Source organism: Catenulispora pinisilvae (assembly GCF_015356865.1).
Classification (GTDB): Bacteria; Actinomycetota; Actinomycetes; order Streptomycetales; family Catenulisporaceae; genus Catenulispora; species Catenulispora pinisilvae.
Map to the genome: position 1 here is coordinate 1 of NZ_JAAFZA010000324.1, position 10000 is coordinate 10000.

Sequence of the window (10000 nt, forward strand, 5' to 3'; positions counted from 1 at the left end):
CCGGAGACTGCGTAACCATGTCAAGAAGATCATCGGTAAGCCGTGTGCGGGAGAACCGCACGCACGGATTGAAAGGGGACAGAGGAAACGGGCTCTCACGAGCACCGCGCCTCTAACTACCAATGGACACTGCTGACGCCCTTCTGGGCCCTTTCGAAGGCTTCCACCTGGCCCAAGTGAACATCGGCCGGCTCGTCGCCCCGCTGGGCGACCCGGCCATCGAGGACTTCACCAAGAACCTGTCCCCGGTGAACAACCAGGGCCGGACCATGCCCGGGTTCGTCTGGCTGCTGGAGGGCAGCGATTCCGGACTCGGCGCCACCGACGTCGCCTGGCCCGGCGACCCCGAGATGATCGTCAACCTGACGGTGTGGGAATCGGTGGGCGCGCTGCGCGACTTCGCCTTCTCCGGCGAGCACCGCGCGCTGCTGACCCGCCGCAAGGAGTTCTTCCAGAAGCTGCCCGAGGCCTTCGCCACGCTGTGGTGGATCCCGGCCGGCACGCTGCCCACGGTCCAGGACGCGCACGACCGGTTGGCCCACTTCCGCGAGCACGGAGCCACCGCTCGCGCGTTCTCGTTCCAGCGGCTGTTCGCCCCGGAGGGCTGAGCGCACGCGACGCACGCAGGCAGCGCACGCGACGCACCCACGCAACGCAAAGGAGCGCCCTTTCCAGTCCCGGGGGGACGGACTGGAAGGGCGCTCCCGTTGTTCCCGGCCGCCGGTACCCGAGCGTCGATCCGGGGGGGAGTAGATCGACGCAGCCGGCGGCCGGAGCTCTAGGGGTGTTGCCTAAGTGGCGCGCAATTGGTCTTGCTCGGTCTTGCTAGGTCGTGCTGGGTGGTACTACCGCAGGTCAGGCCTTGCGGGCGAGCTTCGTCGCGCGCGCCAGGCGGGCCTTGGCGGCCTGCTTGCGCAGGTCGTTCAGCCGGGTGTGGGCGGCCTGCAGTTCGTACGGCTGGAAGTTCATCGTTGACTCCTTCGATCTGTCGGGCCTAATCTGTTCTATGCCTTAGATTCTAAGGGGTTCTACGCTCTGTGTCCAATTTATTGAAGGTGAAGGCGGTCACAGATCGTTAGCCGGGGATCACAGCGGTCCCGAGAAGACCCCGGACGGCCCCGCGCGGGGGCCGGGGCCGCCCGGGGAGCCGATACGCTCGCACCCGGGTGGGACCGGGCGGCCCGGACGGGTCGTCCATCGACGCGGATGAGGTGATCAGGAAGCATGGACGCGGTGGACCGCGCCTTGATCGACGCGCTGCGGACCAACGGCCGCATGTCGTACGCGGAGCTGGGACGCCTGGTCAGTCTGTCCGGGCCGTCGGTGACCGACCGGATCAACCGGCTGGAGAGCAACGGCGTCATCACCGGCTATCGGGCGATGGTGGCCCCGGAACAGCTCGGGCTGAACGTGACGGCGATGATCGGCATCCTGCTGTCGGACTCCGCCGAGCTCGACGACGTGGCCTGGCGGCTGCGCGACGTCCCGGAGATCGAGGACTGCTTCTTCGTCGCCGGCGAGGAGTCGTTCCTACTCAAGGTGCGCGCCGGTCATCCGGAGGACCTGGAGCGGATCATCGGCAGGCTGACCCGGATCCGGGGTGTGGCCCGTACCCGGACCACGGTCGCGCTGTCGACGAAGTGGGAGGACCGGCCGATGCAGCTGGCCGCGCCCGACGAGGACGACACCAAGCACGCCGAGCGGCACTGAGCAGCACCGAGCAGGGAAACAGAGAAACGCAAACGAAGGGCCGCACCGGAGACTGGAATCAGTCCGGTGCGGCCCTTTCGGCTGTTCGGTCGGTGCCGCGCGGTCGGCGGCGGGTTCGGCTTGGGTCGGTCCTGCCGGGTCGGTCGGCGGCTAGGCCAGCACGATCGTCACCACGATGGCCACGATCCCGATGTGCGAGGCGATCACCGCGGCCAGGCAGGCGTACCGGCCGGTCGGGGTGGTGTTCTCGTCGGTCAGGTAGGCCGCGGCGGCCACCGCCGCGCCGGTCACCAGCGGCACCGTCACCAGCGGGGTCAGGTGTGGGATCACGTTCTTGACCTGCGCGGCGAACAGCAGCGCCAGCCAGCTCAGCCCGGAGACCACGGCGAAGCCCCAGGTCAGCCCCAACGGGTTGAGCTGCCGCCAGCGCAGCAGCCCGCCGATGATCAGGATCATCGCCGGGACGGCCAGCGCGGACAGCGAGAGCAGCTGCGAGTTCAGCGTGACCCCGGCGATCGACCGCGCGGAGCCGCCGCTGGACATCATCCCGCACAGGAACGCGATGACCAGCGCCGGGACCGCGCCGATGGCGAAGCCGATCCCGAGGCGCGGGCCCAGGGGCAGCGCGGCGCCGCCGGCTCCGGCCACGGCGCCGGCCGCCACCGGCGTCCCGGCCCGGCGCGAGCCGCCGCCGGAACGGGACCCGCCGGAGCGGGACGCTCCGGCCCGGCGGGACCCGCCCCGGCCCGGAGCCTCGTCGTACCCGTCGTCGTCGTCGTAACCGCCGCCCTGGCCGTCGGCGCGGTCGGCGTCGCGGGGGTCGCCGTCGTAGCGCTCGTAGCCGGCCTCGTTCGCCGGGGCCCGGCCGCGGCTGCCCCGGCTCCCGCCCCGGGCCGGAGCCGGCGCGGGAGCCGCCGCGTAATCGTCGTCGTAGCCGGCCGGTCGGCCGCGACCGCCGGAGCGTGGTTGCTGCCCTTGCTGCCCGTATCCGCCGTCGTCGTAACCCCGGGGCGCGCGGTCGTCCCGGGGTGGGCGCTGCGCCGTCCGTGGCTGCGGTTCCCACGGCCCTTGACCAGGCGCGGGTTGCCGGCCGTAGCCGTCGGGACGGCCACGGCCACCCCGACCGTCCCCGGGGGGCCGGCCGGCGGCTCGTCGTGAGGGTGATTCGGACATGATGACGACTATCCGCTGTCCGGCCGCCGGAATGCAACGCGATCATCCAATCCGGACGAGGCCGTTACGAACCGCTGCCGTACTCTGCTGTCTGATCAGGTGGACGTCGCACGGGAAAAGGTGAGGCCATGGACTCCGGGCTCAAGCAGGAGATCGAGGACAAGGTCCTCGCCGGTTCGCGGCTGTCGTTCGAAGACGGAGTGGCCCTGTACGCCACCGATGAGGTGGCCTGGCTCGGTGAGCTGGCCCATGAGGTACGGACCCGGAAAAACGGTGACAAGGTCTTCTTCAACGTCAACCGCCACCTGAACATGACGAACGTCTGTTCGGCCTCCTGCGCGTACTGCTCCTTCCAGCGCAAGCCCGGCGAGAAGGACGCCTACACGATGCGCATCGAGGAGGCCGTCCGGCTGGCCAAGGACATGGAGCCGGACGGCATCACCGAGCTGCACATCGTCAACGGTCTGCACCCCACGCTGCCGTGGCGCTACTACCCGAAGTCGATCAGCGAGCTGAAGGCGGTCCTGCCCGGCGTCTCGATCAAGGCCTTCACCGCCACCGAGATCCACTGGTTCGAGAAGATCTCCGGGCTCGGTGCCGACGAGATCCTCGACGAGCTGATCGCGGCCGGTCTGGAGTCGCTGACCGGCGGCGGCGCGGAGATCTTCGACTGGGAGATCCGCTCGCAGATCGTGGACCACGCCACGCACTGGGAGGACTGGTCCCGGATCCACCGGCTGGCGCACTCCAAGGGCCTGCGCACGCCGGCCACGATGCTCTACGGCCACATCGAGGAGCCCCGGCACCGGGTGGACCACGTGCTGCGGCTGCGCGAGCTCCAGGACGAGACCAACGGCTTCGCCGTGTTCATCCCGCTGCGCTTCCAGCACGACTTCCACGACAGCCAGGACGGCAAGGTCCGCAACCGGCTGATGGGCCAGCCGATGGCCACCGGCGTCGAGGCGCTGAAGACCTTCGCGGTGTCCCGGCTGCTGCTGGACAACTTCGACCACGTGAAGTGCTTCTGGGTGATGCACGGCCTGTCCACCGCGCAGCTGGCGCTCAACTACGGCGCCGACGACCTGGACGGCTCGGTGGTCGAGTACAAGATCACCCACGACGCCGACAACTACGGCACCCCGAACAAGATGACCCGTGAGGACCTGCTGGAGCTGATCCGCGACGCCGGGTTCACGCCGATGGAGCGGAACACGAGGTACGAGGTCATCAAGGAGTACCCGGGGCCGGAGTCGGGGCGGCGCGAAGAGCCGCAGCTGATGACGTTCTGAGCGGGCTCCGCTCACTGAGCGGAATCCGGTTGTGACAGACGGCGTACATCCGGCGGCGGATGTGCGCCGTCTGTGGCGTGGGACTGATTTGGGAATCGGCCGACCGGTGCCGCATAGTCCTATCTTGTGAACTTCCGCGACCGCCCCCGCCGCCCCTTCAGCTGGGCCACCGAGCTGCGCGTACTGGCCGTCGGCCTGTTCGCGGTGGCCGGCGGCGCGCTGCTGCTGAACCGGTCCCAGCCGGTCGCCCCGTCCGAGGTGGCGGTGGCGGCGCTGGTGGTCGTGGCGGGCGCGGTGCTGAACATCGCGGTCGGGTTGCGCCGGGCGCGGCGCGCGGCCCAGGCCCAGGCCCAGGCCGTCGAGCGCTGAATGAGACGATGATCGTCATGGCCCTGACGTTTGAGACCCACCCCGAGATACCCGACGCGCTGCGTGCGGCGCTGGTCGACATCTGGACCGACGCCACCAACGCCGGCGGGGCGATCGGCTTCGTGGCCCCGGTGGAGCGCGAGGCCGTCGAGGCCCGAGCGTTCGGTAAGTTCACGGTCGGCAAGGACCTGCTGCTGGTCGGCTCCGAGGCCGGCGAGCCCGCGGCCTTCCTGGTCGTCGAGGACCACCAGTTCTCGTTGATGGACCACGCGCGGATCCTCAAGACCGTGGTCGTGCACCCGAAACACCAGGGCAAGCGCTACGGGCAGGACTTGCTGCGGGAGGCCGAGCGGGTGGCGCGTACCCTCGACGGTGTCGAAATGCTCCACCTCACCTGCCGCGGCGGGCTCGGGCTGGAACACTTCTACACCAAATGCGGATACACCGAGGTCGGCCGCATCCCGCGCCTGATACGGGTCGCCGCGGACGACTACCGGGACGAGATCCACATGGCGTTGAGCCTGTAGACCCCGCCCCGTCGCTGGTCTCTCATATCGATGGAAGGAGTCGGCGGATGCCTGCCGACAACAAGACGGCTGACAAGCCCGAGGTGCAGGACGCCCCCGGCACCGCCGACACGGCGACCGCCACCGAGTCCGAGTCCGAGTCCGAGACTCTGGCCGCCGGCGCGGCGGTGGCCGTGGCCAAGCACGCCACCATGCGCTACGCCACGCTGCGCATCGCGATCTTCATCGTGTCGCTGGCGGTGCTGTGGGGCCTGGTCGCGGCGACCGGGCACATCGTCACCGGCAACGGCGTGCTCTACCTGGCGATGGGCGCGCTGCTGATCTCCGGCGTGGCCTCGTTCTTCCTGCTGTCCCGGCAGCGCGACGCGATGTCGGCGCAGGTGACCCGGCGCACCGACCGCCTGGCCGACCGGTTCGAGGCGAACGCGGCCATGGAGGACGAGGACTGATCCGCCGGCGCCTTCCTCAACGCCGGACGATCGCCTCCGGCGCCGGGCGCCGACCGAACGCGCCGGACATCCCTGGTTCGGGCCGGGGAATGTCCGGCTCGTCGCTTTCGCCGGACTGCCCCGACTCTGGACGTCCGATCACGCGGTCGTAACCTGAACCCCGTGGACGACATCTCCGACGCGCGGCTCGAAGCGCACATGACCCAGTGCCGGCGGCGACCCCGCGTCGGGCACATCCAGTTCCTCAACTGTCTGCCCATCTACTGGGGCCTGGTCAACTCCGGCGCCATCCTCGACATGGAGCTGATCAAGGACAGTCCGGACGTGCTGTCCACCATGCTGGTGGCCGGCGATCTGGACATCGGCCCGATCAGCCTGGTCGAGTACCTGCGCAACGCCGAGGAACTGGTGGTCCTGCCGGACGTCGCGGTCGGCAGCGACGGCCCGGTGACCAGCTGCAACCTGGTCAGCAAGGTCCCCTACGAGCAACTGGACGGGGCCCGCGTGGCCCTGGGCTCGACCAGCCGCACCACCGTCCAGCTGGCCCAGCTCATCCTCCGCGAGAAGTACGGCGTCCAGCCCCACTACTTCCCCTGCGCCCCCGACCTCCAGCAGATGCTCCGCGAAGGCGACGCCGGCGTCATCATCGGCGACCCCGCCCTGCGCGCCTGGCTCTACGACGCCCAGCGCCTCGACGCCAACCTCCTGGACCTCGGCCAGGCCTGGAAGGACTGGACCGGCCTGCCGATGGTCTTCGCGGTCTGGGCGGCCCGCAAGGAGTACGTGGAACGCTGCCCGGACATCGTCCACGAAGTCCACCAGGGCTTCCTGCGCTCCCGCGACATCTCCCTGGAGCACGTCGACAAGGTGGCCCGCCAGGTCGAGCGCTGGGAGCAGTTCCCGGCCGCCGAGCTGGAGGACTACTTCACCACGCTGGACTTCTCGCTGGGCGAGCGCCAGCTGGAGGGCGTACGCGAGTTCGCGCGCCAGGTCGGACCGCAGATCGGCATCTCGCGGGTGCCGGAGGTCATGCTGCTGCCGGCCGCCGGCTGAGCCGCTGCGCGTGCCGGGGCGCCGGAGGGGAGCCGGCGCCGAGGGGGTCAGCCGAGGGGGTTAGCCGCGGGGGTCAGCGGGGCTATTCGACGCGGCCGAGGCGCGCGATGGTGATCAGCTGCTGTGCTTCGTCGATCTCGTAGAGCACTCTGTAGCGGCCGATGTGGATGCGACGCACATCGTCATTGCGGCGGTCTCACTCATGGCGTCAGGCTACCGAATCCGATATATCCGGCGCATCGTGTGTACATCTGACAACTGGACATCCAGCCCACCTCGGGAACCACCGGTGGGTTAAACTCGTTGTTACTTAGTAGTTGCTAACTTGACCGACCACTCACTCAGATCCAGGAGGAACGTGCGATGACCGAGACCATCGACGGCGTCGAGGGCGCCGCGCCGGCCGCGGACGCCGAGCGCACCCGCACCTACACCTGGAGCGATCCGCTGGCCTCCTTCGCCGAGGGCGGGAGTATGTCCGGCATCGAATACCTGCGGGCCATGGCCGAGGGGCGCACGCCCGTGCCGCCGATCACGGCGACGCTGGGGTTCGACGGCATCGGGGAGGTCGCGGAGGGGCGCGTGGTCTTCACCCTGACTCCGGCCGAGCACCACTACAACCCGATGGGCTCGGTGCACGGCGGCGTCTACGCCACGCTCCTGGACTCCGCGTGCGGCTGCGCGGTGCAGTCGCTGCTCCCGGCTGGCGACTTCTACACCTCGCTCGACTTGTCGGTGAAGTTCCTGCGCGGCATGACCAAGGACACCGGTCAGGTGCAGTGCATCGGCACCGTGACGTACATGGGCCGGCGGACCGCGCTGGCCGAGGCGCGGATCGTGGACGCCAACGGGAAGCTCTACGGGACCGCGACGTCGAGCTGCATGGTTTTCCGGGCTGGCGACAAGTAGCCGTGGACAAGTAGCCGCAGCCGTAGCCAGTGCCGCAATAGCTTCTGCGGAAAGCTTCTGCGGAAACCGGCACGCTGTAGTAAGCCCACCGCCACTATCGTCCTCACCCATGACCACCACCAGCCTGCGTGACCTGCCGCTGTTCGCGGCGCTCGCCGACTCCCAGCGCATCCTGGTCGCCGGGGCCGGCGGCGGCTTCGACATCCTCGGCGGCCTGCCGCTGGCCCTCGCGTTGCGCGAGCGCGGGGCCGAGGTGTTCCTCGCCAACCTGACCTTCGTCTCCTCCGGCTTCAGCCTCGACGCGTGGCTGGCTCCCGACGTCGCCACCGTCACGCCGACCACCGGCGGGTTCGCCGAGTACTTCCCGGAGCGGACGCTGGCCCGCTGGCTGAAGATCGCGGGGGAGCCCTCGACGGTCTACGCGTTCCAGCGCACCGGCGTGCGGCCGCTGACCGAGGCCTACCGGGCGCTGATCGCGCACCACGGCATCGACGCGATCGTGCTGGTCGACGGCGGGACCGACATCCTGATGCGCGGGGACGAGGCCGGTCTCGGGACGCCGGAGGAGGACATGCTGAGCCTGGCGACCGTGGCCGGGCTGGCCGAGGTGCCGGTGCGGCTGGTGGTCAGCATCGGCTTCGGCATCGACGCCTACCACGGCGTGAACCACGTGCAGGTGCTGGAGAACCTGGCCGATCTGGACGCCGACGGCGCCTACCTCGGCGCGTTCTCCATCCCGCGCGCCTCCCGCGAGGGGTCGCTCTACCTCGACGCGGTCGCATACGCGCAGGAGAACACCCCTTTGCGGCCCTCGATCGTGCACGGCCAGATCGCCTCGGCGATGCTCGGTGTGTCCGGAAATGTTCACTTCACAGAACGCACACACAACAGTGTGCTTTTTGTGAACCCACTCATGGCGATGTATTTCACAGCGACCGTCGAGGGACTCGCCGCCCGGCACCTCTATCTGCCGGAGTTGGCGGACACCCTGACCTTCGGGCAGATCACCACGATCATCGGCGCCTTCCGTGACGGCCTCGCCGACCGCCGGATACCCAGACACTTCCCGCACTGATCCGGCGAAGTACCCTGGAGAGGCACTTAAGATCCCCGGACGAAGGGCACGCCCGATGAGCAAGCAGATCTCCGCGGAGCTCCAAGACGCCTTGGACCGGTCCGCGGACGGCGGGCGCATCGAGTACGAGGAAGCGCTGGAACTGTACCGGCACGCGCCCCTGCACTCCCTGGGCACCGCCGCGGACGCCGCCCGCCGCAAGCGCTACTCCGGGGTGTACGGCGACGACGGCGAGATCGCCACGTACATCATCGAGCGGAACATCAACTACACCAACGCCTGCGTCACGGCGTGCAAGTTCTGCGCCTTCTACGCCCCGCCGAAGTCGGACAAGGTCTGGAGCCGTCCGCTGGAGGACATCCTGCGCCGCTGTGCGGAGACCGTCGCGCTGGGCGGCACGCAGATCATGTTCCAGGGCGGGCACCACCCGGACTACGGGGTCGAGTACTACGAGGAGAACTTCCGCGCCATCAAGGCCGAGTACCCGCAGCTGGTCATCCACTCCCTCGGCGCCTCCGAAGTGCAGCACATGGCGAAGGTCTCCGGCGTCACCATCGAGGAGGCCATCACCCGGCTGAAGGAGTCCGGTCTGGACTCCTTCGCCGGCGCCGGCGCCGAGCTGCTCCCGGCCCGCCCCCGCAACGCCATCGCGCCGCTGAAGGAATCCGGCGAGCGCTGGCTGGAGATCATGGAGACGGCGCACGGCCTGGGGCTGGAGAGCACGTCCACGATGCTCATGGGCACCGGCGAGACCAACGCCGAGCGGATCGAGCACCTGCGCATGATCCGCGACGTGCAGGACCGCACCGGCGGCTTCCGCGCGTTCATCCCGTACACGTACCAGCCGGAGAACAACAAGCTGAAGGGCCAGACCCAGGCCACGATGTTCGAGTACCTCCGCCTGATCGCCGTCGCCCGCCTGTACCTGAACAACGTCGCGCACATCCAGGGCTCCTGGCTGACCGTCGGCAAGGAGGCCGGCCAGCTGTCGCTGCACTACGGCGCCGACGACCTGGGCTCGGTGATGCTGGAGGAGAACGTGGTCTCCTCGGCCGGCGCCAAGCACCGCTCGAACCGCATGGAGCTGATCCACCTGATCCGCGCCGCCGGCCGGGTCCCGGCCCAGCGCAGCACCACCTACGAGCTGATCACCGTGCACGACGACCCGGCGAACGACCCGGTCGACGACCACGTGATGAGCCACATCGCGTCCACGGCGATCGAGGGCGGGACGGCGCACCCGGAGCTGAAGCTCGTCGACGTGCGGTAGGGGGTGGTCGGGCTGGGTAAACCCGTCATTGTCGGCAATTCGTCGGCACGGGGGCGCATTTCATTAACACGCTGACTTGATCTAGTGGCCGAGGGCGGCGGTGAGGCGGTCCGGGGTGCGCAGTGGTTGTTCAGCGGGGGTGAAGGCGAAGCCGAGGCCGGCCAGAGCGCGGATGG

12 protein-coding genes are annotated in these 10000 nt (G+C 69.2%); 10 read left to right on the forward strand and 2 right to left on the reverse strand.

Going from position 1 to position 10000, the window contains the following annotated elements; genetic code table 11:
• The first annotated feature begins 122 nt into the window (after positions 1-122).
• Both IZR01_RS44995 and IZR01_RS45000 read left to right on the forward strand, forming a co-directional pair.
• Positions 123-608 carry a DUF3291 domain-containing protein gene (locus IZR01_RS44995; protein WP_194893799.1) on the forward strand — a complete coding sequence of 162 codons (486 nt, stop codon included), beginning with the start codon at positions 123-125 and terminating at the stop codon, positions 606-608.
• 616 nt (positions 609-1224) lie between these two features.
• Positions 1225-1710 carry an Lrp/AsnC family transcriptional regulator gene (locus IZR01_RS45000; protein WP_194893800.1) on the forward strand — a complete coding sequence of 162 codons (486 nt, stop codon included), beginning with the start codon at positions 1225-1227 and terminating at the stop codon, positions 1708-1710.
• Between the two features lie 150 nt (positions 1711-1860).
• Here IZR01_RS45000 and IZR01_RS45005 read toward each other — a convergent pair whose 3' ends face one another.
• Positions 1861-2883 (reverse strand): hypothetical protein, encoded by a 1023-nt coding sequence (locus IZR01_RS45005; protein WP_194893801.1) that lies wholly within the window; start codon positions 2881-2883, stop codon positions 1861-1863.
• Positions 2884-3011: 128 nt separating this feature from the next.
• Here IZR01_RS45005 and mqnE point away from each other — a divergent pair, with 128 nt between their 5' ends.
• The 5 genes from mqnE (at position 3012) to IZR01_RS45030 (ending at position 6570) form a co-directional block, all read left to right on the forward strand.
• Positions 3012-4172, forward strand: a complete 1161-nt coding sequence (mqnE, locus tag IZR01_RS45010) for an aminofutalosine synthase MqnE (RefSeq protein ID WP_194893802.1) — start codon at positions 3012-3014, stop codon at positions 4170-4172.
• Positions 4173-4298: 126 nt separating this feature from the next.
• A complete protein-coding gene (locus tag IZR01_RS45015) occupies positions 4299-4541 on the forward strand; it encodes a hypothetical protein (RefSeq protein WP_194893803.1) in 243 nt (80 codons plus the stop codon).
• A gap of 17 nt (positions 4542-4558) precedes the next feature.
• Positions 4559-5068, forward strand: a complete 510-nt coding sequence (locus IZR01_RS45020; RefSeq protein ID WP_194893804.1) for a GNAT family N-acetyltransferase — start codon at positions 4559-4561, stop codon at positions 5066-5068.
• A gap of 47 nt (positions 5069-5115) precedes the next feature.
• Positions 5116-5517, forward strand: a complete 402-nt coding sequence (locus tag IZR01_RS45025; RefSeq protein ID WP_194893805.1) for a DUF4229 domain-containing protein — start codon at positions 5116-5118, stop codon at positions 5515-5517.
• Positions 5518-5715: 198 nt separating this feature from the next.
• Positions 5716-6570, forward strand: a complete 855-nt coding sequence (locus IZR01_RS45030) for a menaquinone biosynthetic enzyme MqnA/MqnD family protein (RefSeq protein WP_194893828.1) — start codon at positions 5716-5718, stop codon at positions 6568-6570.
• 82 nt (positions 6571-6652) lie between these two features.
• On the opposite strand, the gene IZR01_RS45035 is transcribed toward IZR01_RS45030, so the two are convergent.
• Complete coding sequence (locus tag IZR01_RS45035; RefSeq protein ID WP_194893806.1) at positions 6653-6748, reverse strand: type II toxin-antitoxin system RelE family toxin; 96 nt, start codon at positions 6746-6748, stop codon at positions 6653-6655.
• A 185-nt stretch (positions 6749-6933) separates the two neighbouring features.
• Here IZR01_RS45035 and IZR01_RS45040 point away from each other — a divergent pair, with 185 nt between their 5' ends.
• The 3 genes from IZR01_RS45040 (at position 6934) to mqnC (ending at position 9824) form a co-directional block, all read left to right on the forward strand.
• Complete coding sequence (locus tag IZR01_RS45040) at positions 6934-7479, forward strand: PaaI family thioesterase (RefSeq protein ID WP_194893807.1); 546 nt, start codon at positions 6934-6936, stop codon at positions 7477-7479.
• A gap of 109 nt (positions 7480-7588) precedes the next feature.
• Positions 7589-8554, forward strand: coding sequence for a DUF1152 domain-containing protein (locus IZR01_RS45045; protein WP_194893808.1), 966 nt, complete (start codon positions 7589-7591; stop codon positions 8552-8554).
• 55 nt (positions 8555-8609) lie between these two features.
• Positions 8610-9824, forward strand: coding sequence for a cyclic dehypoxanthinyl futalosine synthase (gene mqnC, locus IZR01_RS45050; protein WP_194893809.1), 1215 nt, complete (start codon positions 8610-8612; stop codon positions 9822-9824).
• The last annotated feature ends 176 nt before the right edge of the window (positions 9825-10000 follow it).